Source organism: Streptomyces sp. NPDC088554, assembly GCF_044752945.1.
In the GTDB taxonomy this organism is placed as follows: Bacteria; Actinomycetota; Actinomycetes; order Streptomycetales; family Streptomycetaceae; genus Streptomyces.
In genome coordinates, this window is the sequence record NZ_JBIVMF010000002.1 from 208,283 (window position 1) to 234,089 (window position 25,807).

The following is a 25,807-nucleotide window of genomic DNA, read 5'->3' on the forward strand; positions in this document are numbered from 1 at the left end:
ACGGGCGGGGTCAGGTGATCAGCAGGGCGCTGGTCCAGCCCGTGGTGTTTGTGCCGTCCAGGGCCAGTTGTGCGCCGGTGCGGCCCTCCAGGAAACCGGGCTTGGGCAGCCGGTCCAGGTCAGCGGCGAGGCGTTTGCTCAGGTCTTCGATCAGCGGCGTGAACCGGTTCGGCGCGGTGCTGTCGTCGGCAACGGCACGGGCGACGGTCAGCAGACCGGCCCAGCCATGGCACAGCGAGGCGTCGGTGATCCGGCCGAGGCCGACCGGGTCGGCCAGCGTCCGCACGACGATGTCCTCTGCCGTACGTCGGCGGGCCGGGTCCCCCAGGGCGAGCGCTGCCAATTGCTGGGTGCGGGCGATGCCGATCCGGCCGTAGCACCAGGAAGGGCGCGCGGGCTCCGGCTCGGGCGGTACCAGGACGGACAGCTGGTCGCGGGTGGTCCAGTAGCAGCATCCGTACGTGTCCAACCAGCGCGTGAACACCCCGATGGCATCGTGCTGTCCCGGCACCTGGAGATGGTGCCGCACGGCGAGGGAAACCATCGCAAGGACACCGGCGATGCCGTGTGCGACACCGTTGTTGCTGTGTCCGCCGTCCATCTCCTCGCCGGAGGGCCCTGTCTCCGACCACCACCCCGGCAGCTTCTGACCCTTGATACGGACCGGCTGTGCGAGGGAGACCAGGTAGGCCAGCACTTCTTTCAGCAGTGGCGAGGCCACGCCACGGTTCAGCAGCAGTGTGCCCAGCCCGGTCAGGCCCCGAATGAGGTCGAACTCCGCGAGATGCGGCAGCGCCCCGGAAGCCTGCCGCCGTCGCGCTGCGGCCAGCCGGGTGCCCACGACGCGATCGACGGTGTCGCGGACGGTACGGTCGGAGCGTCCAGCACGGCTGAGTACGAATTCCAGTGCCGGGGCGCCATGGAACAGGGACGCGTTGCCTCCGGCACTGACGCCACCCGCAACCGCCTGTACCAGGCTGCTTCGCGCGGAGGCAGACTCACCACGCTCGATGTGTAGCAGTGCTACCCCGAGCGCGCCCTCGGACAGGTCCTGCGTCCTGGGGCGTGCCGCCGCAGTCATGAGCGTGCCCTCAGCGGGAGGACAAGACTGTGGGCACGCCCGTCGATCCAGCCGTCGGCGTCCGGCGGCGGCGCGTCGTGCAGAACCGCGACACCGGTCGGGTGGGCGGCGAGGCGGGCGCGCAGCAGGTCCAGATGCATGTCCTGGCGCAGATCGAGGGGAAGATGCTGGTCGTCCTCGGCCTGGAGCACACGGTCCGGCACGCCGAACCTGCCCATCCAGGCATGGAGTTGCCCTGCCCATTCATCCAGCGTCGCGGTGCGGCCGGGCAGATCCCGAGCACGCAGCTTCCACCGTGCGGACACCAGGATCGAACGGCGATAGTGCAGCGCCGGGGTGAACGGAAGAGTCCAGGCCGCGCCCCAGTCGAACCATGTCACTTGCGGCGCCGCTGCCCGGCTGATCTCGGCCAGGAACCGGACCAGGGGAGGGGTGTAGTTGTTCCACAGGAAGTTGATCGCGGTGGGGGCAAGCAGCTCCAGGCGAGTACCAGTGGCGGCCTCGGTGAGGTAGAGGCGGCCGTCGCGCGTGCCAACGGCCAGATCGAACGGGAACAGCACCCCTTTCCCAGCGCGCCGGAACTCGCCGACGCTGACCAGCCGTGGCAGCACTTGAGGGGCACGTGTGAGCAGGTCGGCAGGGACACGTCCGGCGTGGAAGGACAACTGGACCAGCTCCGCGCCGGGCTCGGCCGTGGGCAGTTCGCTGTATGTCGTGCCGGTGTCCGGGAACAGATGCCAGAACCGGCCCGTCATCGAGCCGACCGCACGGGAGACAGTGGATACCTGAAGGCGGAAGTCTCCGCGGTCCAGGGCACGCGTCGAGTCGGCCTGGACCTGCACGGCCAGTTCGAGGTGGGGCGGGGTGACCATGGGGCTGCCCGCAGCGGCCTCCAACTGCTCGATCATCGAGCCGGACAGGAGCACTGATGTGCTGCCCTCGACGCCTGCGGTACCGGCCAGCTCCAGGAGCAGCCGGTCTCTTCGGGTCATCGGGCGGGGAGGCTCGGAGATCTGGCCGAACCCTTCGGGAAAGCCCAATCCCCTCTCGGGGTCCGTCAGCAGCTCCAACGGCACCTCAATGCCTTCGCCGTAGCGGTCGGCGAACTGCTCGGCATAGCGGCGCCATACCGGGGTGCCCGTCGGATGTGTGGCGAGCCGGGTCAGGACCGTCGCCGTGGTCTCCGCCTCCGCCAGGACCGCATTCGGCAGCCGCACCGTGGCGTCCAGCCGTAGATCCGGCGCCGTCAAGTTGTTCCGGGTGTGCTCCCGCAGAGCGGGTGGCAGGGAGCCGGTTGGATCGATGACCGTGGCGGGTGCGCGCAGCGAGGACCGCAGCAGCCGCACGCGCAGGAGTTGCGTGAGCATTCCGGTCCGATGGTGCTCGGCCGTGTTCGGGAACTCGGCGGCGAGCTTGTCCGCCAGGGCCGAATACCGGATCGGTGATCGGGCCGCGTCGAGCACCAAAGCGACCGCAGGAGTTAGCGCGAGCGAGAACTCCGAGGAGCCCTCGGACGGGACATGGACGCGCCCGCTTCGCTGCTGAGCAAGGTTGTTGACGCATACATCGACGTCGGCCATCCGCTCGCCGTCCGCCTCCCAGCCGCTGATCTCCGCGTTCAGTGCCACTGGGTCCGGCCGGGCAACAGCCTGGTGCTGGTCTCCGACGCGCACCTCTGTCATGTCACTGAACTCGACCAGTGCGACACCCGCGAACAGGCCGTACGGGGTGGAGCGGCGCGTGTACCTGATCGCGTACCGGGCGGTGGCCAGTGCCGCCCGTCGTACGCGGCGCACTTTTGGCGATCGTCCGTCGAGGATCGACTGGACTTGGCGTGCCAGGTCTGGGCTGGCAGCGGAGACAGCCTGCCGAAAGGCGTCATCGGCCCACACCGTGGTCAGCCACGAACGCCAGTGCTCGACCGGAGCGGCGGACCCCGGCCAGGGCGGCATGTCCGGTGCGGTGAGGTTCACTGCGGCGCGCAGCATCCCCTTGCCGGCGCTCTGGTACAGGCTGTGTCGTAAGTGTGTCATCACCCATACTCCGTTCTCGGCAGGAGGTGCGGGCCGGACGGACGACGACCCGTCCAGCCCGCACCACTGGACTGACCTGGTTACGAGGAGGTGGTGCAGGCGCTCGGGCAGGAGCTCCCGCAGTTGTCACCGGTGCCGCACATCAGCACCCTCTCTGTCTCCGGGATGTTCTCGATGAAGGTGATGTCGAGCTGGAACGGGTCGTCGTCGGGCTGTACGGGAGCAACCGGGGCGATGTCAAAGGAAGTCGGCTGCGAGGGAGCAACCGGCGACTCCAGGTGGGTGGTCATGTGTGCCTCCTTGGGCAATGGCGGGCAGCGCAGGGATGTGGAGGGGCTTGGCCTGTTGGTCGGCTGCGACGCCAGCCCGGTCACCGCCCTCGGGTGCGGCCATGCGCCGCAGTGCGGGACAGCTGTTGGAGTTCGGCTGGAACCGCGTGTTCGTCCTCCTCTCGTTCAGGTAATTCATGTGTGGGGAGGAGCCGGCGGGAGCGTGAGATGTGCCCAGACGAGCTTGCCGGGGCCGTTGCGCTCGCTCACCCCCCACGCGTCCGCGAGTGCGTCCACGATGACCAGTCCCCGCCCGTCGGTCGCGTCGGGTTCCTGCGTCCGTTGTTGCGGTGGGGTGGCGGACGCGTCGTGCACTTCGATACGGAGACCGGGACGGCAGTCGTCGTGGTGGCGCACGTACCGCGTCTCGATCTCCCGCCCCTGGGAAACACGGGCGTGCCGGGCGGCGTTGGTGACCAGTTCGGAGAGGATCAGCAGCGCCGAGTCCTCCAGGGCGGACATGCCCCACAGGGCGAGTGTTTTACGGAGTTCCAGCCGCGCCAGCCCGACACAACTCGGGTGTCGGCTCCAACGCAGCACAACGGCAGGGCTGTTCGGCGCGTGGGCGTCGCTCTGATTGATGTCCGGGCTCTGTTCCATCAGGCCGCCACCTCCATGCCGTGAATGACCCGCGGACCCACATCGACGCCATGCACCGCGAGCCACAACGCCCGCCGCCGCTGGCGCCGCCTGCGGTTCTCGACGCGCTGCCGACGCTCGTACTCGGTACGGCGACAGGCGAAGAACAGCGGACGGTGGCGCTCACCGCCGCACACCGGGGGCAGCCCGTGCCCGTGCAGACAGCCGAGCGCGAAGACGAACACGGTCCGGGGCGGTGCCAGTTCGTACGGAACGACGTAAGCCGGCGCGGGGTGCGGTGCGTGCTGAGAGCGTGGGGGGCGGGATTTCGCCGATCCCGGACGATCCGCGGACGAAAATAAGAATCGCAGCAGCGATTCGAAGAGACGGACGATAAACTTCGTCATTGTCGGCGCTCCTTCGAAGCGTTGGCCACGCCCCCGGACGTCCATCAGCGTCGCGGGGGTTTTCTTGTGCGTGGCCGGAGTTCTACGGATGGGGAACCCGACCCGCATCGGGGTACGAACCGGCTGGGGGAGACGGATTCGTCCTCGTCCGACGCGGGGCGGGATGGTTAACACCATCCCGGGTCGAGGTCATTTGGTCCACACTTGAGCTGGTACCAAAGTTCGCCAGTGACCACCGAGTTGAAGGAATGTTCGAGCCATGGAACTGGACAACGAAGAGGAAAAGGTTACGCCGCGTACGGTTCTGGGGAGGGCGTTGCGCCGAGAGAGAGACCTGGTAAACCTGTCGCTGCGTGCGCTGGCGGATGGGCTGGGCTACCCGCATTCGTACATCAGTCGGGTCGAGCACGGGAAGCAACTGCCGTCGGATGAGCTCGCCGAGGCGCTGGATACGCGGTTCGGTACGAGGGGGCTTTTCGCGGGCTTGCTGGCGATGGAGCACGGGTTGATGATTCCGGACTACAGTCGAAAGGTCGTGAGTAAAGAGTCGGAGGCTAGCCGAATTCAGGTTTTCACCAGCAGCCTTGTTCCTGGTCTTCTTCAGACGGAAGGGTATGCGCGAGAGCTGTTCCGAAAATCGATTCCCGGCGAGTCCGAGGAAGCCTGCGCTGAGCGCGTTGCTGTTCGAGTGCGGAGGCAGCGAATCTTTGAGCGCCCGGATCCGGTATTTTACTGGGCGATCATGGATGAAGCGGCCCTAAGGCGCCCAATGGGGACCGCGAAGAACATGGTTGGGCAGATGAATCATCTGCTGGAGATGGCTGCCCGACCCCACATCACGATCCAGGTCTTGCCATTCGATAAGGGCGCCTACCCTATGTTGGGAGGGAGTCTGACGATCATGACCTTGAAGCAGGGAGGGACGATTGCACTGGTCGAGAGCTTCGCTTCTGGTACGGGGGTGGAGTCGGCGAAGAGGGTGCTTGAGTTCACGACCCGGTTCGACTCGGCGCGCTCCATGGCCCTAGCGGATGATGAATCCATCAACCTGATTCGCACATATCTGAAAGGGTATGGAAATGAATGTGATTCCTGACGCATCCGCTCTGGAAGATTGGCGTAAGTCGAGCTACAGCGACAATGGCGAGGGTGCGTGCATCGAAGTATCGGACGGATACGCCTCCGGCGTCCCTGTCCGAGACAGCAAGGTCCCGCACGGCCCTGCGATCGTCTTCCCGAAAGGTGACTGGTCCTCATTTGTCGCCGCTGTGAAGGGCGGAGAACGCCTCGCCTGAAATATCAGGATGCCCCGAAAATTCCTTCGGCCCCTGTCCCGTGACAGGGGCCGAAGTCATGCGGTCGACGAGTGCCCCGCCACCACCTATGAGGGCTGTGCCCAGCAGACGTACGAGGGTAGTCCACCACACGCAAGTGGTTTCGCCGCGCGCGGGAGCCCGGGGTACGGAGACGCCGGGCCGTAGCGGCCGGTCTCATGTCACAGACATCAGGTCACAGGACGTGCCGAAGGTCGGCCACACGCGATTCCGTCAGGTACTGGTGCCGGCGTCCCTCTGTGAACAGCTCAAGCAGATACGTTCGGGGAAGTCGAGCGGCTGTTTCCTCCGGGCGAGGGCGATACGGGCGCGATATTCGGTGTCGCCGTCGCGTAGCAGAACATCGCACATCTCGGATTCGGGTGAGTCGACCCCGATGACGGTGATGTGTCGCTCCGTCATCGGGGTGACCCATTCGCCGAGATCCGCGAGGAGCCAGGCCAGATGCAAGTACGCGGGAGCCTCCGCCGCCGGTTGCCAGTCGTACTCGCTCCGGCCCTCCCTGTGGTGACCGGTGGGTCGCCCTGCACGTATGACGCAGGTCCTGGCACATGTCCCTAATCGCTGAAGGAAAATGTACGTTCCTTCATGGACAGGGAAGTCAGGCGGAACCCGTCCATCCCGAGCTCGAAAACAACGTCAGCGATCCTGCTGAGGAAATCGCTCTCGGGGCCGGTCATCAGATCTCCTACGAGGACTGGTACTGCTGTTTCGGTGGTGTGTGCGACGGGACGAACTGCTCCGTGCCAGAAGCCGACTTGGCGTTGATCTTGGACAGTGTGGTGCCGACCCGGGCCGGGCACTTCGTCACGCCTTCACGGAACGCGGTGATGACGCCACGGTTACGGTCGTCGCCGAGCTTCTTCTCGTTCACGGCGACATACACCTTGTACTGCTTGATCAGCTTGCACCTTCCATTGGCGCACTGGCACTTGCCGGCGTAAGCATGGCTTCTCCACGTCGTACCGCCCTGGTGCTCGCGGTTCGGGCCCTTCGTCACGTACTCAAGTGCCGAGTACTTCGTGAGCGCAGACCTGCTACCAGGAGTTCCGGGACTTGGCGGGGAACCTCCTCCAGCTCGCGGAGGCGAGGAAGGCGGACGTCGAGGGGGATGCTGAAGCGGACGAGGACGGGGAGCTGTCCGGCTGAGTGGTCCAGTCCAGTTCGGCCCGAGACCGTTTCCGGCGCAGAGCGTTCCCGGTGGCTGTTCCCGGCGATCGGTGGAGGCGGGCCCGACGTATCCGGTTCAATAGCCCTTATGGGTAAGTCGGTTTTCACCGAGGCGGATGTGCGTGACCTGGCCGGTTCCCGGTCCTACGAGCGAGGCCTCGGCTACCTCGATTCCGTCGGCCACCTACGGGCCGACGGAGGGCGAATCGTCGCCACGGTCCGGGGCACGGAGCGTTACCGGGTCGTCCTGCACAGCACGGAGCCGCTGCGCGGGGAGTGCGACTGCCCGTACGGCGAGGACGGATTCTTCTGCAAGCACTGCGTCGCCGTCGCCCTCACACTGCTCCGCGCCCCCGGTGGGCAGTCCGCCCTCCGTAAGGAAGCGGCGGTCCGTGACACAACCCTGAGCGACTGGCTCGGCAGTCTCAGCAAGGAGGAGCTGCTCTCTCTCGTGCAGCGGCAGCTCGCGGCGGACGACGGCTTCAAGGAGACGCTCGTACTCCGTGCCTCGACCGCCCGGGGAGACACGGCGGCGGCCCGGTCCGCGATCAGGGCCATGGTCGACCCTGAGGACTTCACCCAGTACGGGTACATCGGTTACCAGGACGCTGCGGGATACGCGGCCCAGGTGTCCCGCGCCGCCGAGGCCGTCCAGGAGCTGGCGGAGTCCGGTCGGGCGGATGCCGCCGCCGAGGCCGCCCGCGACGCGATCAGCCGGGTCATCGCGGTGTACGGATCCGCCGACGACTCCGACGGCGAGATCTCCCAGGCCGCCGCTGATCTCGCCGAAGCCCACCTGGCGGCCTGCGCCGCCGGATCCCCCGATCCCGAGGAGACGGCCCGCTGGATCGTGGACCGCTGCTTGGACGAGGACGGTGATTGCGTCGAGATCGAACCGGCCGCGTACGCCGACATCCTCGGTCCGCGGGGCCTGGCCGAACTACGGGCCCTCGGCGAGGAGGCGCTGAGCCGCAACCCCTCGGGCTGGGCGGAGCGGTACCTGATGGAGACGCTGGTACGCGTCGAGGGCAATGTGGACGAGCTGGTCGCCCTGTACGCCGCCGACCTCACCCCGAACGGGGCGCGCCATCTGCGGATCACCATGGAGCTGGACGCGGCCGGCCGCGCCGACGAGGCCCTGACCTGGGCGGAGAACGGCCTGCGGCACGCGGCGGCGGAGCAGACGCCCCCGCACGTCGACCTCGTCGCGTACACGGCGGAACGGTACGCGCGTCAGGGCCGAACCGCCGACGCGCTCACCGTCCGCCGCGACCACTTCCTGCTCGCTCCGAGCCTTCCCGCCTACCGTGAACTGCGCGCCGCAGCGCAGGCACACGGCGTCTGGGACACCGAGCGCCCCCGCGTGCTCGACCCGCTCCGGGAGGTCACGGACACCGATCGGCGAGGCCGGTACGCGCACGGCTCGCTCCTGATCGACGTACTCATCGACGACGGCGACCTCGAAGAGGCATGGACCGCCGCCCCCGGCCACGCCCACCCGGGCCAGTTGCTCACCCTCGCGGACGCCTCGGTGACCTCCCGGCCTGCTGATGCGCTGGACGTCTACCTCCAGGCCGTCGCATCCCGTACGCAGCAGACCGGCGACCACAATTACCACGCCATCGCGGACCTGCTGCTCAAGGCCCGTACCTGCCACGAGACGCTCGGCACCCAGGCCGCCTTCACGGCGTACGCCACCACCCTGCGTGCCGAACAGAAGCGCAAGCGGAACCTGATCCGCATCCTTGACGGGCGGGGGCTGTGAGGCGGGCGCCCCTCCCGCTCCGGCCGGGGGCCGACCGGTCCAGCGGCCCGGACGGCACCTGACGGCTGTCCCGCGCTCCCCGACGGCTTCCCGCGTCCCCTACGAGAGCTGCTCCTCGACCAGGCGGAGGATCTCCGCGTCGGACAGGCCGAGTTCGCGGGAGAGGGTGATCAGGCGGCGGCCCGCTTCGATCAGGGCGGCGTGGGAGCGGGGGGCCGTGGCGGTGACCACGGCGCCGCGGCCGGGGCGGAGGTCGATGAGGCTCTCGTCCTTGAGGATCTGGTAGCCCCGCAGGACCGTGTGCATGTTGACCTGGAGGTCCCGGGCGAGGGCGCGGGCGGCGGGCAGCCGGTCGCCCATGCGCAGGGAGCCGTCGGCCATGGCGCGCCGGACCGCGCCCGCGACCTGTTCGGCCAGCGGTACGGGCGACGAGGTGTCGATGGTGAACAACACGTCAGTGGCCCTTGCCGCTGCTTCCGGCGAGATACTCGTTCACCAGGCGCGCCGCGTTGTCCGCGTCGTCGACGGTGATCACGAACTGCTTCTTCGTGACGAGATCCAGCCACAGCGCGTCCCCCTCGCGCAGCGAGACGGCGCTGCGCCCCGGCATCCAGCGGTATCCCCAGCCGCCCAGTTCGGAGGGGCGGGCCCACTGCGCGGAGGCCCGGCTGATCTTGCCGAGCGCTATCCGGCGGCGCAGGAACGGGAAGAGGAGCGAGGTGACCGTCACGCCCCGGGCGGTCACACTCACCCGTACGGAACCCAGGGCGAGGAAGGCCGCCGAGGCGATCAACAGCCCCAGGAACAGCGACCGTCGACCCTCGACCAGGACCGCTGCCGCGATGAAGGCGGGCGCGGAGACGAAGCCGATCGCGAGCAGCCACCCCACCGTGATCGAACGGCTCCAGACGGAGACCCGGTCGGATCCTCGGCCGTTCTCTGTGTTCCCCATGACACTCCTTCCCGGCGCGGGCGGACAGCCGTGTCGTCCGCCGCTGTGTGTCCCACCGTAGTTGTTCGGGTGGCGCTAGAACAAGTGGGTATTTGACCAACCAGGTTTCCGCGTAGGGGTGTTCGGGCGGCGGGGATCGTTCCGTACGAGTCCGAAAGTACGGGCGGGAGTGAGGGGCGAGGGGGCGCGGCAGGTCAGGGGGAAACGGTCGACGACTTTCACAGGTCGGCAGCTTTCGCGAAGGGGTGGCCCGCACGGCCGGGCGCCCCGGGGGCACGATGGGGAGGCGGGCCGCCCCCGTCGTACCGGGACGGCCCGCCAAAGGGGATGCCCGGCCGACCAGCAGGGGGTCGCGTAGCAGCGCCAGTACCAGACGGCCCGCGTACCGCGCCGGATCTCCTCCGTGAAGGTGCGGTGGAAGGCGCGGTGCCGTCAGGCCTCGACCTCGACTCCGTACCCCCGCGCGAGCCCGTCGAGACCGTGGTCGAAGCCCTGGCCCATGGCGCGGAACCGCCAGCGGGGGCCCCGGCGGTAGATCTCCGCGAGCAGCAGGGTGCGTTCGGTGGTGGCCGCGTCGAGGGCGGCCTGGGCGAGCGGGGCGGTGCTGCCGCCCGCACCGGTGGTGATCTGGACCGCGCCGATGTCGCCGAAGGTCGGGGCGCCGTCGATGGCGGCGGCGATCACGACCTTGCGTACGGCGGACGGCAGGGCGCCGAGGCCGAGGGCGACGGTCTGTTCGGTCGGGCCGTCGGTGAGGAGGCGCACGGAGCCGTCCGGGCTCTCCGGGGCTCCGTAGAAGACGAAGTTCTCGTCGCGGGAGACCTGGTCGTCCTCGTCGACGAGGAAGGCGACGAGATCGATCTCGCAGGCCGTGCGCTGGGCCCAGGAGGCGGTGACCCCCCAGTCGGCGCCGGTCGCCGCGGCGGGCAGGTCGATGACGCCTCCCCGGGGCAGTACGAGCGGGCCGGGACGCCGGTGGGCCGGGGGAGCGGTGACGGTGGGCGCGGCGAGCCAGCCGGAGTCGTGGGTGGGGATCTCCAGAGCGGTGATCCGGCGTACGCGCCGGTCGCCGTCGCCGCCCGCGAGCAGCACCACATCGGTGACGCTCGCCGACAGGTTGATCGCGGCGGCCCCGCCCAGCTCGACGATCCTGGCGCGCGCGGCCGCCGCGTCCGGGTGCGTACCGCCGAGCGCGAGGACCCGCCGCCCGGCGAGCGGCTTGCCGGGCGTGGAGTCCTCCGGCGCGGAGTCCTCGGGTAGGCGGGCGGCGGGGACGGTCCCGGGCTCGGCGGTCTCAGTGCCCGCGGTCTCGGGGACAGCGGGCACTGAGACCGCAGTGCCCGCGGTCTCGGGGACGGCGGTCTCAAGGCCGGCGGTCTCGGGTCGTCGCTCGTGCGGTGTGCCCGGTCGTACGTCGTCGAGCAGCCGGAGGAAGGTGGCCTCGTCGACGACGGGCACCCCTTCGGCGTGGGCGCGCCGCGCCTTCGCCGAGCCCGACGCACGGTCGTTGGTGACCAGGACGCCGGTGTGGCGGCTGACGGAGGACATCACGTTCAGTCCGGCGGCGACGGACCGGGCGACCAGCTCGGCGCGGGCGGTGTCGGTCTCGCCGGTGAGGGCGATCTTCATGCCCTGGACCAGCGGGCCGCCCGGATCGGGCCGCCCCGGATTGCGGAACGCGCACGGGGTCTTGGGTGGCTGCGGCGTGAACCGGACGTCCTGCCGGGGCGGGCAGGGCACGAGGGGCAGCGGCACATCGAGCCGCGCGGCCTCCCGCAGCGTGGCACGCAACACCCCGGCCAGTACGCGGGTGTCGTCCAGCGCGTCGTGCGCCCGCTGTTGCGGTACGCCGTAGTGGGCGGCCAGCGTGGACAGCTTCAAGTCGTCGGTCGGCGGGTCCACCCGGCGGTTCAGCGCGAGGGTGCACAGCCGCCGGGAGACCGGCAGGGGCCGCCGCGCGCGGGCGAACTCGTGGGCGAGGAAGTCGTAGTCGAACTGCGCGTTGTGAGCGACCAGGACACGGTCCCGGAGCAGGTCCCCGAGCCGCTCGGCGACCTGCTCGAAGGTGGGGGCGCCGCGCAGTTTCTCGGCCGTCAGACCGTGCACATGGACGGGGCCGGGGTCGCAGCCCGGGTCCAGCAGCGTCGAGAACTCCCCGGTCTGCTCGCCGTCCGGGCCGACGGTCACCACCGCGACGGACAGGACCCGGTGCTGACGTGCCACAAGGCCCGAGGTTTCCACATCGACCAGTGCCCAATCGAGGGCGTGGTCGCGCGAGACGGATGGGTCCGGGGCGGCGGACGGGTCCAGGGAGGCGGTGACAGGGCTCATACGGACAAGAATTATTCGGCGTTCCGACGCTCTTCAACCTGAATGGCTATTTGTCCGTTTATGTGAGTGAGTTACGCCAAGTGTCGCCTGAATGGGCAGGCTGGATTTCGTGCCTCTGGAGGCCGGATCCCATGCTTACATCGCCACTACGCGGTTTTCGCTAAATTGTTCTGACCTGCGCGGAAGCCCTCCCTGTTCAAGGGAGGGCCTCGCATCGCGCGTAGAAAGCGCCCCCGGCAGGACTCGAACCTGCGGCCAAGTGCTTAGAAGGCACCTGCTCTATCCACTGAGCTACGGGGGCCGGTGTGCTGGCCTCGGTGACCTGGAGCCCGGCGTGGCTGGTTCTGTGACCTCGCCGGGACAAGGATAGGGCTCCGATCACCCTGACCCGGCTGCTTCACGTGCGTGGCACGTTGTGGAGGTTCAGTGAAGTGAACCGATAATCGCAGGCAGGTGCGATTCGCGCATCGCTTTTGGCCTCCGACGCCCCGGGTGTTGTGCACTCGTTATGCCTGCGCCCCACTCGTCCCGTCTGTCCCGAAGCGTAATCGGCGCGCAGAGATGTCCATACGCTTCAAAAAGGCTCCAAAATTGGGCATTCTTCGCATGTGGTGACCTTGGACGTACGGCCCCAGCTGATCGACGCACTCTCCGCACTGCGCGACCGTGTCGCCTCCGTGCGTCTTCCCCTGCCTCTCGCCGGTGCCCCGCGGGCCCGGCAGACGCGGGCCGAGCTGCTGGCCCAGCTCGACGACTATCTGCTGCCGAGGCTCAGGGACCCCGAAGCACCGCTGCTCGTGGTGGTCGGCGGATCGACCGGGGCCGGAAAGTCCACACTCGTCAACTCCCTTGTCGGACGGAGGGTCAGCGAAGCCGGGGTGCTGCGCCCCACGACCCGTACCCCCGTACTCGTCTGTCATCCCGAGGACCACCACTGGTTCGCGGGCCTGCGGGTCCTGCCACGTCTCGCCCGTGTCTGGCTGCCGCAGCAGGAGGAGAGCGCGGCGGGCGGCGAGGTCGAGGGCATGGAGCCCGACGCGCTGCGCGTCGACACCGCCGCCGCCCTGCCCCGGGGGCTCGCGCTGCTCGACGCGCCCGACATCGACTCGCTCGTGGTGGAGAACCGGCTGCTGGCCGCCCAGTTGGTCTGCGCGGCCGATGTGTGGGTGATGGTGACCACCGCCTCCCGGTACGCGGACGCGGTGCCCTGGCACCTGCTCCGTACCGCCAAGGAGTACGACGCCTCGCTGGTGACCGTCCTCGACCGGGTGCCGCACCAGCTGCTGGACGAGGTGTCACGGCAGTACGCGGCGCTGCTCACCCGGGCCGGGCTCGGCGACGTACCGAGGTTCACCATCCCCGAGCTGCCCGAGTCGGCGGGCGCCGGGCGCGGGCTGCTGCCCACCACCGCCGTCGCGCCGCTGCTCGCCTGGCTCACCCACCGGGTGCAGGACCCGGCGGCCCGTCAGCAGGCGCTGGTACGCACCGCCGCGGGCGTCGTCGACTCGCTGAACGCCCGGATGCCGGAGCTGGCCGGGGCGGTCGCCGCGCAGTACGCCGCCGCCGTACGGCTGACCTCCGCCGTCGAGGACGCCTACGCCGCCGAGGGCGAGCGGGTACGCGGACGGCTGCGCGGCGGCGCCGTGCTCGCCGGGGACGCGCGGACCCGGTGGCGCGGCTTCCCGAGGGACAGCACCGCCCGCGAACTGCTCGACTCGCTGGTCGAGAGCCTGGGCGCGCTGCTCCAGTGCGCGGTGGCCGCCGCCGACGAACGGATCGAGGAGGCATGGCGGCGTGAACCGGCCGCCGCCGCACTGCCCGCGCCCGCCCCGGACGGGGAGGCGGCGGAGCGGGTCGGGATGGCGGTACGCCGCTGGCGGCGCGTCCTGGAGGAGCTGGCGGAGGAAGCCGTACGACAGCTCGACCGCAACTCCGCGCCCGACGCCGAGACCGTCGCGGCGCTGCTCGCGGCCGCCCTCCTCGGTGGCCGGCGCGCCCGGATCGCGGGGGAGCGGCTCGCGGAGCGGATCGGCGCGCAGGGCGCGCTACGGCTGCGCGACCGGGGCGGTGAGCTGGTGACGACGTACCTCGACCGGGTCCTGCACGGGGAACGCGACCGGCGGCTGGCGCCCCTCGACGCCCTTGAGGTGACCCCGGAGCCGCAGGCCGAACTGATCGCCGCGCTGTCCGTACTGCAGAGGGAGAGGTGACCGATATGGCCGAGGTGCCCGAGGTGGCTGCCGGGGAAACCGGGGGGACGGGGGAGGCCGAGAAGCCGGGGGAGGCCGAGAAGTCCGGGGGGACTGGGGGGACTGGGGGGACCGAAGGGGGCGCGGGCGGCGCAACTCCCCAAGCCACGACTTCCGGCAGCGCGGCCCCCGGTATCTGGGACGACGGGCTGATCGCCCGCCGCGCCACCGAGAAGACCACCCTGGAGACGCTGGACGCCCTGGAGGCGGCCGTGGCGGGCGTCCAAGGCGCCACGGGTGCCCCAGGGGCCTCCGGGGACGCTACGGGCGGTTCTGGGGCCGACGGGGAGGCGCACACGCCCATCGGGGGGCCGTACGGCGGCTCCCTGCGGCCGCGCCTCGACGCGCTCGGCGAACTGGTCGGGCTGTCGCGCACCCGGGTCGAGGGCGGCGTGCTCGCCGAGGCGGGACGGGTGCTGGACGAGGCGGCCGCCCGTCAGCGGCTCTCCTCGCGCCACACCGTCGTGGCCATCGCGGGGGCGACGGGCAGCGGCAAATCGGCGCTGTTCAACGCGCTGGCCGAGGTGCCGATCTCGGAGACCGGCCTGCGCCGGCCCACCACCTCCGCGCCCATCGCCTGCACCTGGTCGGACGGCGCGGCCGGACTGCTCGACCGGCTCGCCATCCCCGGACGGCTGCGGCGCAGGCCGCTGGCGGGCGGCGACGGCGACGAGGAGCTGCACGGACTCGTCCTCGTCGACCTGCCCGACCACGACTCGGCCGTCGTCCGCCACCGCGACCAGGTGGACCGGGTGCTCGGGCTGGTGGACGCGGTCGTCTGGGTCGTCGACCCCGAGAAGTACGCGGACGCCGCGCTGCACGAGCGCTATCTGCGGCCGCTCGCCGGGCACGCGGAGGTCACCTTCGTGGTGCTCAACCAGATCGACCGGCTCCCCGGCGACGCCGCCGACCAGGTCCTCGACGATCTGCGCAGACTGCTCGACGAGGACGGCATGGCCCTCGGCGAACACGGCGAACCCGGCGCGACCGTCCTCGCCGTCTCCGCGCTCACCGGCGAGGGCGTGGGCGAACTGCGCGAGCTGCTCGGCCGCTTCGTACAGGAGCGGAACGCGGCGGCGCGGCGGCTGTCCGCCGATGTCGACGCGGTCGCGCTCGGGCTGCGGGCCGCGTACGTCACCGAGGGGCGCGCCGGGCTCGGCGAGCGCTCCCGCGAACAGTTCGCCGACCGGCTGGCCTGGGCGGTCGGCGCGGTGGCCGCGGGCGAGGCGGCGGAGCGCGAGTGGCGCAGAAACGCAGGTCGCGCGTGCGGGACGCCGTGGCTGCGGCTGTGGCGCTGGTACGAGAGCAAGCGGACGCCCGGCGGCGAACCCCCGCAGCCCCCGGTGCTGGTGGAGGAGGAGCTGACGGCACGCCAACGTGTCGAACAGGCCGTACGTACGGTGGTGGAGGAGGCGTCCTCCGGGCTCCCCGCGCCCTGGGCGCACGCCGTGCGCGAGGCGGCCGTCAAGGGCGCGGAGGGGCTGCCCGAGACGCTGGACGAGCTGGCGGTGGCGGCGGGCACGCCGGGCGGCCGGCCGCCGCGCCCCGCCTGGTGGCCCGCCGCCGTGCTCGCGCAGGTGTCGATGACGCTGCTCCAGGTCTTCGGGGCGCTGTGGCTGGTGGGCCAGATCGTCGGCGTACTCGAACCGGGGCTGCTGCCGCCCGTACTGGTGATGCTCGCCGGGATCATCGGCGGGCCGTTCGTGGAGTGGGCGTGCGGAGCGGCGGCCAAGGGGCCCGCGCGGCGGTACGGGCAGGACGCCGAGCGGCGGCTGCGCGAAGCGGCCGGGGGCTGCGGGCGGGCCAGGGTGCTGGATCCGATCGCGGCGGAGCTGATGCGCTACCGGGAGGTGCGGGAGCAGTACGCGACGGTCGCCCGCACCGGGTGACGGAGAGGAACGGCGTGGTATCGAAAGGGTGACGGAGTTTTCCACAACAAGCGGGCAATGCACAGGCGTCGGCACATTCTTTCCGCCCGGTCCAGCATGGAATCAGTCAATGCGGCCGGGCGGGAGGAGCGGGTAATGAACGACACGCTGGTAACGGTGGTGGGGAATGTCGCGACCAAGGTGGAATTCCGCGAGTCGCCCTCGGGCGGGGTGGCGCGGTTCCGTATCGCGGCCACCCCGCGCCGCTGGGACCGTGAGCGCGGCGGCTGGGCGGACGGGCGGACGAGCTTCTACACGGTATGGGCGTGGCGGGCCCTGGGGGTCAACGTGACGTCCTCGGTGGTGGTCGGCGAACAGCTGCTGGTGCACGGCAGGTTGCGGGTGCGGGAGGAGCAACGGGACGGCCAGTGGCGGACGTCGGTGGACATCGAGGCGGTGGCGGTCGGCCACGATCTGGCGCGCGGGACCTCGGCGTTCAGACGTGTGACCAGGAAGACCCCGTTTCTGACGGAACGTCATGAGGGCGGCGCGCAGGGCCAGGAGGGTGGCGGGGAAGCGGCCTCGGGTGGCCTGGGAAGCCCTTGGGAGGGGGGCGGTGGCGCAGCCCGGGAGGAGGTCGGGGAGGATGCCTGGGCGGTGACCGTACCCGTGTCCGTGCCAGCGCCGACTGCCGTGCTCTGAGCGGCTGTTGTGAAGATTTGTCGACATACCCAGGCGTATTCCATGGGCGTATCAGGCAGTCGATAACGATTCCGATTCGGAACGGTTATCTGGGTGCATGGGCGGCGATCGGCGCTTCTCCCCGTCCATAGGATTCGCGAGTAGTCACGGGGCACTTGAGGTCTGCTGGCGAGGCACACCCCCCACGCGTTCTGCGCAAGAGCACCTCGCCCGAAGGGGAATTCTGTGTTTTCTGCGATATCTGCGTCATCCGTGCGGACAAGGGGCACCGCCCGCCTCGCCGCCGCGGTCCTCGTCCCGTGTCTGCTGGCGATGGGCACACTGACCGGTGCCACCGCCGCGGTCGCCGACGAGGCCCCCGCCCACGAGGGAGGCGCCTCCGCCACCCTCGACGGGCTGAAGACCTACGACGGCGCGGTGCTCCACACGGACGGCCAGGAACAGCAGTTGACCGCCGGGCTCTTCGAGATGACCGTCGACGGCGGCGGCAAGCTCAAGACGTACTGCGTCGACCTCCACCATCCGACCCAGGACCAGGCCAGATATCTGGAGACCCCCTGGGACCAGACCTCGCTGGGCTCCAACAAGAACGCGGGCAGGATCCGCTGGATCCTGGAGCACTCCTACCCCCAGGTCGACGACCTCTCGGCGCTGGCCAAGAGCGCGGGCAGCGGACCGCTGACCGAGAAGACCGCCGCGGCCGGCACCCAGGTGGCCATCTGGCGCTATTCGGACGGCGCGGACGTCGACGCGAGCGACCCGGCCGCCGAGAAGCTCGCCGACTGGCTGGAGAAGAACGCCCGGGACATCGCCGAGCCCGCCGCCTCGCTCGGCCTGGAGCCCGGCGCGGTCACCGGCAGGTCCGGCGGGCGGATCGGGCCCGTCACGGTCCGCACGGACGCCGCGGGGGTCACGGTGGTGCCGCCGGTGGACGCCGTCGCCAGCGGCATCAAGGTCACCGACAAGGAGGGCACGCCGGTCACCACCGCCGTCGACGGCACGGAGCTGTACTTCGACATCCCGGCCGACACCGCCGACGGCGCCGCCTCGCTCGGCGTGCAGGCCACCACCTCCGTACCGGTCGGCAGGGCCTTCGCCGGCGCGACCAAGAGCCAGACACAGATCCTCGCCGGCTCCAGCGATTCCACGGTCTCCGCGACAGCCGTCGCCAACTGGGCGGCGGCGGGCCCCGTCCCCGTGGTCACCGCCGAGAAGAACTGCGGCCTGGGCGGCGTCGACGTCACCGTCGTCAACCCGGGCGAAGAGGCGCTCATCGTCGACATCGCGGACGGCGAGCACTCCATAGCGCCGGGCGAGACCAAGACCGTCACCGTCCCGGTCGCCGAGGACGAGACCTACGGCATCACGGTCGCCGGGCCCGGCGGATTCACCCGTACGTTCAACGGCGTCCTCGACTGCCGGACCGCGGGCGCCATGGAGACCGTGACCCAGCAGGCCCCCGCCCAGTCCCTCCCGGCCTCGGTCGGCGGCTCCTCCACCGAGATCACCGCCAACGCGAACACCTACACGGCGAACGACGCCACCAGTGGCGTGACCGCCATGGGCGACCTCGCCGAGACCGGCTCCTCCGGGGCCACCCCCGTCATCGCGGGCATCGCGGTCGCCCTCGTCCTCCTCGGCGGCGGCGCGGTCTTCTTCCTCCGCAAGAACAACAAGGACAAGGAGAAGGGCGCCGACGAGTGAGCGGCGGACGGCGCTGAGTGACGCGTCGCAGGCGGTGGCCCCCGGAACGCGTCGGCGATCCGGGGGCCACCGCCGTTACCGGGCCCCGGCGCCCGTCCGCGAAAGCGATACTGGTTTCCGTCGGGGGATGGACGTGCGGCAAGATGGGGTGTATCTGCCCTCACGCGGCGGAGCCGCACATTGGCCCTTCTCGATTGCCGGACGGTTTCCTTTGGCTGAGTACATCTACACGATGCGCAAGACACGTAAGGCGCACGGCGACAAGGTCATCCTCGATGACGTGACGCTGAGCTTCCTGCCGGGCGCGAAGATCGGTGTGGTGGGGCCGAACGGTGCGGGCAAGTCCACCGTGCTGAAGATCATGGCCGGTCTGGAGCAGCCGTCCAACGGCGACGCGTTCCTGTCCCCGGGCTACACCGTCGGCATGCTCCTCCAGGAGCCGCCGCTGGACGAGGCCAAGACCGTTCTCCAGAACGTGCAGGACGGCGCCGCCGAGATCATGGGCAAGCTCCACCGCTTCAACGAAGTGGCCGAGCTGATGGCGACCGACTACTCCGACGCGCTGCTGGACGAGATGGGCAAGCTCCAGGAGGAGCTGGACCACGCCAACGCGTGGGACCTGGACACCCAGCTCGAGCAGGCCATGGACGCGCTCGGCTGCCCCCCCGGCGACTGGCCCGTCACCAACCTCTCTGGTGGTGAGCGCCGCCGCGTCGCGCTCTGCAAGCTGCTCCTCGAAGCCCCCGACCTGCTGCTCCTCGACGAGCCCACCAACCACCTGGACGCCGAGTCCGTGCAGTGGCTGGAGCAGCACCTCGCCAAGTACCCCGGCACCGTCGTCGCCGTCACCCACGACCGGTACTTCCTCGACAACGTCGCGGGCTGGATCCTGGAGCTGGACCGCGGCCGCGCCATCGGTTACGAGGGCAACTACTCCACGTACCTGGAGAGCAAGCAGTCCCGGCTCAAGGTCGAGGGCCAGAAGGACGCCAAGCGCGCCAAGCGGCTCAAGGAAGAGCTGGAGTGGGTCCGCTCCAACGCGAAGGGGCGCCAGGCCAAGTCCAAGGCCAGGCTCGCCCGTTATGAGGAGATGGCCGCCGAGGCCGACAAGATGCGGAAGCTGGACTTCGAGGAGATCCAGATCCCGCCGGGCCCGCGTCTGGGCAGCATCGTCGTCGAGGTGGAGAACCTCAGCAAGGCGTTCGGCGACAAGGTCCTCATCGACGACCTGTCGTTCTCGCTGCCGCGCAACGGCATCGTCGGCGTCATCGGCCCCAACGGCGCCGGCAAGACCACGCTCTTCAAGATGATCCAGGGCTTCGAACAGCCCGACTCCGGCACGATCAAGGTCGGCGAGACCGTCAAGATCAGCTACGTCGACCAGGGCCGCGGCAACATCGACCCGAAGAAGTCGCTGTGGGCGGTCGTCTCGGACGAGCTGGACTACATCAACGTCGGCCATGTCGAGATGCCCTCGCGCGCCTACGTCTCCGCGTTCGGCTTCAAGGGCCCGGACCAGCAGAAGCCGGCCGGGGTGCTCTCCGGCGGTGAGCGCAACCGCCTCAACCTGGCGCTCACCCTCAAGCAGGGCGGCAACCTGCTGCTCCTCGACGAACCGACGAACGACCTCGACGTCGAGACGCTCTCCTCGCTGGAGAACGCGCTGCTGGAGTTCCCGGGCGCGGCCGTGGTCGTCTCCCACGACCGGTGGTTCCTCGACCGCGTCGCCACGCACATCCTGGCGTACGAGGGCGACTCCAAGTGGTTCTGGTTCGAGGGCAACTACGACTCGTACGAGAAGAACAAGGTCGAGCGGCTCGGCGCCGACGCCGCCCGCCCGCACCGCGCCACCTACAAGAAGCTCACCCGGGGCTGAGACCGATGGCCCGTCATATCTACAGCTGTCCGTTGCGCTGGTCGGACATGGATGCCTTCGGGCATGTCAACAACGCGGTCTTCATCAGTTATCTGGAGGAGGCCCGCGTCGACTTCATGTTCCGGCTGGCGCCGGGGGACGGCTCGCCGTCCTTCTCGGGCGGTTCGGTCGTCGCGCGGCACGAGATCGACTACAAGCGCCCGCTGGTCCACCGGCACAAGCCGGTGATCATCGAGTCCTGGGTCACGAAGATCACCGCCGCGTCGCTGACCATCGCGTACGAGATCAAGGACGACGACCTGGTGTATGTGCGGGCCTCGACCGTCATGGTGCCGTACGACCTGGCGGCGGGGCGGCCCCGGCGGATCACCGCCGAGGAGAAGTCCTACCTCCAGCACTACCTGGACGACGGGGCGGCGGGCGCGGAAGCCGTCGGCGAAGAGGGTGCTCTCGCCGCATGACGGTTCCCGCACAGCCCCTGGAGCCGGCCGACGCGAGGGAGGCCGCCGATCTCGGTGCCTTCCTCGCCCGGCTGATCCACTACGACCGCGCCGCCGCGGTCCGGCTCCAGGCCGGGGGCGGCGCGGTCGCCGTGTTCGGGCGGCCCGCGTCCTTCGAGGTGCTGGCCATCCGTACGGCCAGACTGGCCGTGCCCCGCACCCTCGACATCACGGTCTCCGCCGGGGAACTCCTCGAAGGGATCGACGAGACCACCGGCAGGACGGCCGTCCCGGCGGCCGTCACCGGGCCGCCGTGGGCCGGGGTGCTGCCGCCGCGCGGCGGCTGGCAGCCGGTCCCCGGGCTGCCCGGCGAGGAGGCCATCCGGCGCACGCTGGCCGCCGCCGTCGCCGAATTCCGGGCGCGTGACGAGCGATTGGCGCCCGAGGCCAGGAACCGCGCCGAGCGGGACCGGATCGGCCGGGAGATCTGGTCGCGGACCCTCGGCGACACGCGTCTGCCGCTGCGGGCCGTGCACGCCGCGCAGTCGCTGGGCTTCCTGCGGCCGGTCCGCGCCATGGTCCCCGCCGGGACGCTCCCGGAGGACCCGGTGGCGCTGCTGGAATCGGGAAACTGGCTGCGGCTCCGTACGCCGTACGGCTCGATCGCGGTACGACGGGCCGGGCTCGGCGGGCTCACGGTCACGCCCGCCTGAGCGCTCCGTCTGAGCGCTCGGCCGAGCGCTCAGGGCGGGGGCGCGATGGGCTCAGCCCGCCGTGTTCACCATCGACGCCGCCGCGTAGGTCAGATACGTCCACAGCCGCGTCCGGTGCTCCTCGGAGAGCTCCAGCTCGTCCAGCGCCACCCGCATATGGCCCAGCCACGCGTCGTGCGCCGCGCTGTCGACCGCGAACGGGGCGTGCCGCATCCGCAGCCGGGGATGGCCGCGGTTGTCGCTGTACGTACGGGGGCCGCCCCAGTACTGCATGAGGAAGAGCGCGAACCGCTCCTCCGCCGGCCCCAGATCCTCCTCCGGGTACATCGGTCGCAGCAGCGGGTCCCCGGCCACGCCCTGGTAGAAACGGTGGACCAGGCGCCGGAAGGTTTCCTCGCCGCCGACCTGCTCGTAGAAGGTCTGCTCCTGAAGCGTGTCGCGCGGAATCTCGTTCACCCGTCCATGGTCTCAGACGGCAGGGCCCAGGACTTTGGTTCTACGACCCCCTTCCAGGACCCGGGAGCCACCGTCTGCCCGGCCCGTTCGCCTCCCGGCCGCTCAGCCGGGACAGTGGAGGGATGGGAGCATCCCCCGACGATCCGTACGGCCCCGGCTCCCCGGCCGCGGCCGGGGAGCGCGCCGCGCTGGTCGCGGAGATCGCGGCCACCGGGGCGCTGGACGATCCTGCCTGGCGGGCGGCGTTCGAGGAGGTGGAGCGCCATGTGTTCGTGCCGTACTACTTCGTCGGCCGGCCCGGCGGCTACGACCGGCTCTGGAGCGGCGACCCCGACCCCGTCCGGCGCGAGCGCTGGCTCAGGGGCGCGTACGCGGACGAGCCGCTCGCCATCCGGGTGCGGGACGGCGAGCTGATCTCGTCCAGCAGCCAGCCCTCGCTGATGGCCCGCATGCTGGCGGAGCTGGAGGTACGGGACGGCCACCGGGTCCTGGAGATCGGCGCGGGCAGCGGCTACAACGCGGCGCTGCTCGCGCACCGGCTGGGCGACGACCTGGTCACCACCGTCGACCTGGACCCGGAGATCACCGAATCCGCCCGTACGCACCTGGCCACGGCCGGTTACCGGCCCGCCGTCGTCACCGGCGACGGGGCACGCGGCTGCCCGGAGCGCGCGCCCTTCGACCGGATCATCGCGACCTGCACCCTGCCGCGCGTCCCGGTGTCCTGGCCCGCGCAGTGCCGCCCCGGGGCCCGGATCCTGGCCCCGCTCGCCACCGGGCTGATCGCGCTGAGCGTCGGGGAGGGCGACGGCGCCCTCGGCGCGGACCGGGCGGAGGGCCGCTTCCTGCACACCGCCGCCTACTTCGTACCGCTGCGGGGTGCCCCTCCGCGTATCCCCCGGGCCTTCGGGCAGCGGCTGCCCCGGGGGAGCGGCCACGAGCTCTTCCGCTTTCTGCTCGCCCTCACCGAGGGCAGCCTCGATCCGCGCGACGCCCTCTCCCTGTGGGAGCGCGAGGGCCGCCCCGCCCGGGAGCGATACGGCGTCACGGTCGTCGGGGAGCGGCAGTGGGCCTGGCTCGACGATCCGGCGGGGCCGTACGTCTGGCCGCTGGCCTGAGCCGGAGAGCGACGCTCGGAGGCCGACCGCTCTGTGCGCGGCCCGCTCAGTCCCGGCGGATCGTGATCGTCGTCCACGCGCCGACGTGCACCCGGTCGCCGTCCTTGAGCGGGACGGGAACGTAGGGCTGTATCGGCTCCTCGCCACCGTTGATCGTGGTGCCGTTGGTGGAGTTCTGGTCGACGACCGCCCAGCCGCCGTCCGGCTGGTGGACCAGGACCGCGTGCTGGTGAGAGACGCCCGGATCCTCCGGCGGCACCGACAGGTCGATGTCGGGGGACTCCCCGGTGGAGTGCCTGCGGCGGCCGATCGCGATCTGGTTCCCGGACAGCGGCAGCCGCTGCTCGGGGGAGAACGCGGGCAGGTTCAGCCCGGTGGCCTCGGGGCCGCTGCGCTGCATCATCGCCATGAAGTAGTCACGGTCGGGACCGATGACCGCCGTCCAACTCGCCGGGGCCGCCGGCGGGTACCCCTGCATCGGGTCGGACCGCTGAGGCCCCTGCGACTGCTGGAGCCCCTGGGACTGCGGAGGCGGATACGGGGACGACTGCTGCGGCGGCGACTGCGAGGGTCCCGGGCTGCCCGCCGTGGGCGGCGGCAGCATCCAGTCGTCGTCGGCCCGCTGCGGCGGCGCGGGCGGGGCCGAGGACTGCTGCTGGAAGACCGGCGGGGGCGGCGGGCCCTGCTGCTGGTACGGCGGCGGGGGCGGCGGGCCGTCCTGGCCGCGCCCCGGGGACAGCGGCTCCGCGGGCCGGTTGAGCTGCGAGGGCCGCGAGCTCTGGTACTCGTACGGGTCGGGCGGGCGCGGCGGCTGCTGGGCCTGGAAGCCGGGCGGCAGATTCAGCCCGGGGGGCCCGCCGGGACCGGCCGGGTGGGTGGGCAGCGGATGCTGCGGGGCCAGCGGGGTGTACGACGTGGCCGTGTTGGTGAGGAAGTTCCAGCGGCACTCCTCGCAGAACGGCGCCATCGGCTCGCGCGGCGTACGGCACTGCGGGCACAGCTCGGCCTGCGCGGTGGCGTCGGGGCCGGGGCCGAAGACGGAGCCCTGCGGATAGCCGTATCCGGGCGCGGGCGGCGGGGGAGGCTGGGGTACGGCGCCGGGAGCGCCAGGACCGGCCATGCGATGTCCGCAGACCTCGCACCAGTCTTCGGAACCCGACTGGTGTCCGTTCGGGCAGGTCGGCATGTCGGCGCTTCCCCCTCTCCTCGTCCGGCCCGCAGGCCGCCGTGTGTTAACCGCTGCTCACTGACTGCTGGTTGGGCTATTTCTTGACACGGACGGTCTTGGTGGAGCGTGTCTCCAGGGTCATCTCGTCCGCATCCGCGACTTTCGCCTTCAGGCGCACAGTACCTGTCGCCGCGTCGACGACGTCCACCACCTTCGAAAGCAGTTTCGCGGTATCCGCGTTTCCGGAGGAGGCGGCGAGCTGCACCGCTCGTCCCAGTTTCGCGGTGGCGCCGTCGAAATCACCCGACTTGCGGGCATCCAGACCCTGCTGGATGACCTGGGCCAGCTCGGCCTGGCCCGTGTAGTGCGCGACCTGGGGGTTGATCGAGGTGGACGCCACCATGTCGTCCGTCCACACCGCCCGTACCAGCCCCTGCGAGAGGACCTCCGGGGCTGCGCCGCCGGAGGACGGCAGGATCAGCGAGACCCGCGCGGCCAGCATCTCCCGGCCGATTCCGGCCTCCGGGACCCGTACACAGATGTGGTAGTCGCGGGACTCGTCGCCCCAGGACCCGGTCGGGTAGTCACCGGCGCGCGGTCCCGCCTCCGTACGACGGCCGGTCAGATCCCCGACCGTGGGCGCCACCTGCTTCACGAAGCCGATCTCCACCCCGACCGGTGTCCACAGCCGCAGCGCCACATCCGCGACCTCCTTGCCCATCGCGTTCTCCATCATCCGCGTGAAGTCCGCGGCCAGGCCCGCCGGGTCGGCGACGATATCGGCGGTCCCGAGGAGCGCGGAGGCGACGGAGGTGACCTCCTTGACCTCCCAGTCCGTGCCGACGCCCCGCGCGTCACAGGTGAACCGGCCCGCACAGAGGTCGAGCGCCTCCCGCAGGGCCTGTGGCGTCTCGTGCTCGTTGCGCCCGTCGGTGAGCAGGATGCCGTGGCTGATGGGCACATCGGCCGAGGCCAGCAGCTGATCGGCCAGCCGCAGCCAGGTGCCGATCGCGGTGCCGCCGCCCGCGCTCAGTCGGCGCAGCGCCTCCTTGGCCTGTGCCCTGGTCGTCGCGTCGGCGACCGCGAGCTTCCCGTTGCCCGGGTAGACCTCGCGCGCCACATGGGTACCGCCGACGATCGCGAAGGCGACTCCGTCGCGCAGGGTGTCGACGGCCGCGGCCGTGGCGTCGCGGGCGTTGCGCATCTTCGTGGGCGGGTAGTCCATCGAGCCCGAGCAGTCGACCATGATCACCACGGCCGCGTTCGGGCTGTGCCCGGGGAGGCCGGAGGGTGTGGCCGAGGCTCCCGCGAGCGGTATGCCCCCGGTGGTGCCGCCGCCCGTCGAGGTGACCGTCACGATCGCGTTGACCTCGCGCCCGCCTTCCGGCAGGTACTCGTTCTGGTACACGTCCACGGAGAATCGCGGCACATTCGACTTGGAGAAGTTCGCCATCGGTATCGGCTCCTCGACGCTCCACACAGCAGGGACACATAGAAGTATTTCGGGACAGTGAGGTTCGGGACAGTACGGG

General features: G+C 70.5%; 24 protein-coding genes and 1 tRNA gene. 11 read left to right on the forward strand and 14 right to left on the reverse strand.

Going from position 1 to position 25,807, the window contains the following annotated elements:
• Positions 1-10: 10 nt before the first annotated feature.
• The 5 genes from ACIP8W_RS02945 to ACIP8W_RS02965 form a co-directional block, all read right to left on the reverse strand.
• Positions 11-1,081, reverse strand: a complete 1,071-nt coding sequence (locus ACIP8W_RS02945) for a lanthionine synthetase C family protein (RefSeq protein WP_401952705.1) — start codon at positions 1,079-1,081, stop codon at positions 11-13.
• Positions 1,078-3,114: a lantibiotic dehydratase family protein gene (locus ACIP8W_RS02950; RefSeq protein ID WP_401952708.1), complete on the reverse strand. Its 2,037-nt coding sequence runs from the start codon at positions 3,112-3,114 to the stop codon at positions 1,078-1,080. The genes ACIP8W_RS02945 and ACIP8W_RS02950 overlap by 4 nt, the downstream gene beginning before the upstream one ends.
• Positions 3,115-3,194: 80 nt before the next feature.
• Positions 3,195-3,404, reverse strand: a complete 210-nt coding sequence (locus ACIP8W_RS02955; RefSeq protein ID WP_401952710.1) for an FxLD family lanthipeptide — start codon at positions 3,402-3,404, stop codon at positions 3,195-3,197.
• Between the two features lie 174 nt (positions 3,405-3,578).
• Positions 3,579-4,043, reverse strand: a complete 465-nt coding sequence (locus ACIP8W_RS02960; RefSeq protein ID WP_401952713.1) for an ATP-binding protein — start codon at positions 4,041-4,043, stop codon at positions 3,579-3,581.
• The gene (locus tag ACIP8W_RS02965; protein WP_402150648.1) at positions 4,043-4,429 is read right to left on the reverse strand and encodes a hypothetical protein; all 387 of its coding nucleotides are present in this window, start codon (positions 4,427-4,429) and stop codon (positions 4,043-4,045) included. The genes ACIP8W_RS02960 and ACIP8W_RS02965 overlap by 1 nt, the downstream gene beginning before the upstream one ends.
• A gap of 259 nt (positions 4,430-4,688) precedes the next feature.
• Between ACIP8W_RS02965 and ACIP8W_RS02970 the strand changes: the two genes are divergently transcribed.
• Together ACIP8W_RS02970 and ACIP8W_RS02975 are read left to right on the forward strand one after the other, a co-directional pair.
• Positions 4,689-5,525 (forward strand): helix-turn-helix domain-containing protein, encoded by an 837-nt coding sequence (locus ACIP8W_RS02970; protein WP_402201728.1) that lies wholly within the window; start codon positions 4,689-4,691, stop codon positions 5,523-5,525.
• The gene (locus ACIP8W_RS02975) at positions 5,509-5,724 is read left to right on the forward strand and encodes a DUF397 domain-containing protein (RefSeq protein ID WP_402201835.1); all 216 of its coding nucleotides are present in this window, start codon (positions 5,509-5,511) and stop codon (positions 5,722-5,724) included. Before ACIP8W_RS02970 ends, ACIP8W_RS02975 begins: the two co-directional genes overlap by 17 nt.
• Positions 5,725-5,976: 252 nt before the next feature.
• Here ACIP8W_RS02975 and ACIP8W_RS02980 read toward each other — a convergent pair whose 3' ends face one another.
• Together ACIP8W_RS02980 and ACIP8W_RS02985 are read right to left on the reverse strand one after the other, a co-directional pair.
• Entirely contained in the window at positions 5,977-6,213 is a 237-nt protein-coding gene (locus ACIP8W_RS02980) for a hypothetical protein (protein ID WP_401952723.1), read from the reverse strand.
• Between the two features lie 238 nt (positions 6,214-6,451).
• On the reverse strand, positions 6,452-6,763 hold the full coding sequence (locus ACIP8W_RS02985) for a hypothetical protein (RefSeq protein WP_402201730.1): 312 nt from the start codon (positions 6,761-6,763) through the stop codon (positions 6,452-6,454).
• A gap of 258 nt (positions 6,764-7,021) precedes the next feature.
• Here ACIP8W_RS02985 and ACIP8W_RS02990 point away from each other — a divergent pair, with 258 nt between their 5' ends.
• Positions 7,022-8,698 carry an SWIM zinc finger domain-containing protein gene (locus ACIP8W_RS02990; RefSeq protein WP_402201732.1) on the forward strand — a complete coding sequence of 559 codons (1,677 nt, stop codon included), beginning with the start codon at positions 7,022-7,024 and terminating at the stop codon, positions 8,696-8,698.
• A gap of 99 nt (positions 8,699-8,797) precedes the next feature.
• On the opposite strand, the gene ACIP8W_RS02995 is transcribed toward ACIP8W_RS02990, so the two are convergent.
• The 4 genes from ACIP8W_RS02995 to ACIP8W_RS03010 all read right to left on the reverse strand — a co-directional run bounded on the left by ACIP8W_RS02995 (position 8,798) and on the right by ACIP8W_RS03010 (position 12,282).
• Positions 8,798-9,151: a GntR family transcriptional regulator gene (locus tag ACIP8W_RS02995; RefSeq protein WP_401952732.1), complete on the reverse strand. Its 354-nt coding sequence runs from the start codon at positions 9,149-9,151 to the stop codon at positions 8,798-8,800.
• Position 9,152: 1 nt separating this feature from the next.
• Positions 9,153-9,650 (reverse strand): hypothetical protein, encoded by a 498-nt coding sequence (locus ACIP8W_RS03000; RefSeq protein ID WP_401952735.1) that lies wholly within the window; start codon positions 9,648-9,650, stop codon positions 9,153-9,155.
• A 432-nt stretch (positions 9,651-10,082) separates the two neighbouring features.
• Positions 10,083-11,981: a DEDDh family exonuclease gene (locus ACIP8W_RS03005; protein WP_401952738.1), complete on the reverse strand. Its 1,899-nt coding sequence runs from the start codon at positions 11,979-11,981 to the stop codon at positions 10,083-10,085.
• 228 nt (positions 11,982-12,209) lie between these two features.
• A tRNA-Arg gene (locus tag ACIP8W_RS03010) sits at positions 12,210-12,282 on the reverse strand.
• Between the two features lie 316 nt (positions 12,283-12,598).
• Between ACIP8W_RS03010 and ACIP8W_RS03015 the strand changes: the two genes are divergently transcribed.
• The 7 genes from ACIP8W_RS03015 to ACIP8W_RS03045 all read left to right on the forward strand — a co-directional run bounded on the left by ACIP8W_RS03015 (position 12,599) and on the right by ACIP8W_RS03045 (position 21,533).
• Entirely contained in the window at positions 12,599-14,191 is a 1,593-nt protein-coding gene (locus tag ACIP8W_RS03015; protein ID WP_402201837.1) for a dynamin family protein, read from the forward strand.
• 5 nt (positions 14,192-14,196) lie between these two features.
• On the forward strand, positions 14,197-16,119 hold the full coding sequence (locus ACIP8W_RS03020; protein ID WP_402201839.1) for a GTPase: 1,923 nt from the start codon (positions 14,197-14,199) through the stop codon (positions 16,117-16,119).
• A 135-nt stretch (positions 16,120-16,254) separates the two neighbouring features.
• Positions 16,255-16,800: a single-stranded DNA-binding protein gene (locus ACIP8W_RS03025; RefSeq protein ID WP_402150148.1), complete on the forward strand. Its 546-nt coding sequence runs from the start codon at positions 16,255-16,257 to the stop codon at positions 16,798-16,800.
• Between the two features lie 225 nt (positions 16,801-17,025).
• A complete protein-coding gene (locus ACIP8W_RS03030) occupies positions 17,026-18,504 on the forward strand; it encodes a Cys-Gln thioester bond-forming surface protein (protein WP_401952746.1) in 1,479 nt (492 codons plus the stop codon).
• 211 nt (positions 18,505-18,715) lie between these two features.
• Positions 18,716-20,380 carry an energy-dependent translational throttle protein EttA gene (ettA, locus tag ACIP8W_RS03035; RefSeq protein ID WP_401952749.1) on the forward strand — a complete coding sequence of 555 codons (1,665 nt, stop codon included), beginning with the start codon at positions 18,716-18,718 and terminating at the stop codon, positions 20,378-20,380.
• Between the two features lie 5 nt (positions 20,381-20,385).
• Positions 20,386-20,841: an acyl-CoA thioesterase gene (locus tag ACIP8W_RS03040; protein WP_401952752.1), complete on the forward strand. Its 456-nt coding sequence runs from the start codon at positions 20,386-20,388 to the stop codon at positions 20,839-20,841.
• The gene (locus ACIP8W_RS03045; RefSeq protein ID WP_401952755.1) at positions 20,838-21,533 is read left to right on the forward strand and encodes a hypothetical protein; all 696 of its coding nucleotides are present in this window, start codon (positions 20,838-20,840) and stop codon (positions 21,531-21,533) included. The genes ACIP8W_RS03040 and ACIP8W_RS03045 overlap by 4 nt, the downstream gene beginning before the upstream one ends.
• Positions 21,534-21,584: 51 nt before the next feature.
• Here ACIP8W_RS03045 and ACIP8W_RS03050 read toward each other — a convergent pair whose 3' ends face one another.
• Positions 21,585-21,989 (reverse strand): globin, encoded by a 405-nt coding sequence (locus ACIP8W_RS03050; RefSeq protein WP_401952757.1) that lies wholly within the window; start codon positions 21,987-21,989, stop codon positions 21,585-21,587.
• A gap of 122 nt (positions 21,990-22,111) precedes the next feature.
• Here ACIP8W_RS03050 and ACIP8W_RS03055 point away from each other — a divergent pair, with 122 nt between their 5' ends.
• Positions 22,112-23,107: a methyltransferase domain-containing protein gene (locus ACIP8W_RS03055; protein ID WP_402201736.1), complete on the forward strand. Its 996-nt coding sequence runs from the start codon at positions 22,112-22,114 to the stop codon at positions 23,105-23,107.
• A gap of 46 nt (positions 23,108-23,153) precedes the next feature.
• Here the strand turns inward: ACIP8W_RS03055 and ACIP8W_RS03060 are convergent, their stop codons facing one another.
• Positions 23,154-24,293 (reverse strand): FHA domain-containing protein, encoded by a 1,140-nt coding sequence (locus ACIP8W_RS03060; protein WP_401952762.1) that lies wholly within the window; start codon positions 24,291-24,293, stop codon positions 23,154-23,156.
• A 76-nt stretch (positions 24,294-24,369) separates the two neighbouring features.
• Entirely contained in the window at positions 24,370-25,728 is a 1,359-nt protein-coding gene (locus tag ACIP8W_RS03065; RefSeq protein WP_401952764.1) for a VWA domain-containing protein, read from the reverse strand.
• Between the last annotated feature and the right edge of the window lie 79 nt (positions 25,729-25,807).

What these genes read in the sequence shown, in the direction of transcription:
- ACIP8W_RS02970 (WP_402201728.1), top strand. Translation starts at nt 4,689, where the DNA reads ATGGAACTGGACAACGAAGAGGAAAAGGTTACGCCGCGTACGGTTCTG.
- ACIP8W_RS02945 (WP_401952705.1), bottom strand. Translation starts at nt 1,081, where the DNA reads ATGACTGCGGCGGCACGCCCCAGGACGCAGGACCTGTCCGAGGGCGCG.
- ACIP8W_RS03025 (WP_402150148.1), top strand. Translation starts at nt 16,255, where the DNA reads ATGAACGACACGCTGGTAACGGTGGTGGGGAATGTCGCGACCAAGGTG.
- ACIP8W_RS03055 (WP_402201736.1), top strand. Translation starts at nt 22,112, where the DNA reads ATGGGAGCATCCCCCGACGATCCGTACGGCCCCGGCTCCCCGGCCGCG.
- ACIP8W_RS03045 (WP_401952755.1), top strand. Translation starts at nt 20,838, where the DNA reads ATGACGGTTCCCGCACAGCCCCTGGAGCCGGCCGACGCGAGGGAGGCC.
- ACIP8W_RS03020 (WP_402201839.1), top strand. Translation starts at nt 14,197, where the DNA reads ATGGCCGAGGTGCCCGAGGTGGCTGCCGGGGAAACCGGGGGGACGGGG.
- ACIP8W_RS03060 (WP_401952762.1), bottom strand. Translation starts at nt 24,293, where the DNA reads ATGCCGACCTGCCCGAACGGACACCAGTCGGGTTCCGAAGACTGGTGC.
- ACIP8W_RS02960 (WP_401952713.1), bottom strand. Translation starts at nt 4,043, where the DNA reads ATGGAACAGAGCCCGGACATCAATCAGAGCGACGCCCACGCGCCGAAC.
- ACIP8W_RS03005 (WP_401952738.1), bottom strand. Translation starts at nt 11,981, where the DNA reads ATGAGCCCTGTCACCGCCTCCCTGGACCCGTCCGCCGCCCCGGACCCA.
- ACIP8W_RS03065 (WP_401952764.1), bottom strand. Translation starts at nt 25,728, where the DNA reads ATGGCGAACTTCTCCAAGTCGAATGTGCCGCGATTCTCCGTGGACGTG.
- ACIP8W_RS03040 (WP_401952752.1), top strand. Translation starts at nt 20,386, where the DNA reads ATGGCCCGTCATATCTACAGCTGTCCGTTGCGCTGGTCGGACATGGAT.
- ACIP8W_RS02955 (WP_401952710.1), bottom strand. Translation starts at nt 3,404, where the DNA reads ATGACCACCCACCTGGAGTCGCCGGTTGCTCCCTCGCAGCCGACTTCC.
- ACIP8W_RS03000 (WP_401952735.1), bottom strand. Translation starts at nt 9,650, where the DNA reads ATGGGGAACACAGAGAACGGCCGAGGATCCGACCGGGTCTCCGTCTGG.
- ACIP8W_RS02975 (WP_402201835.1), top strand. Translation starts at nt 5,509, where the DNA reads ATGAATGTGATTCCTGACGCATCCGCTCTGGAAGATTGGCGTAAGTCG.
- ACIP8W_RS02950 (WP_401952708.1), bottom strand. Translation starts at nt 3,114, where the DNA reads ATGACACACTTACGACACAGCCTGTACCAGAGCGCCGGCAAGGGGATG.
- ACIP8W_RS02965 (WP_402150648.1), bottom strand. Translation starts at nt 4,429, where the DNA reads ATGACGAAGTTTATCGTCCGTCTCTTCGAATCGCTGCTGCGATTCTTA.
- ACIP8W_RS02990 (WP_402201732.1), top strand. Translation starts at nt 7,022, where the DNA reads ATGGGTAAGTCGGTTTTCACCGAGGCGGATGTGCGTGACCTGGCCGGT.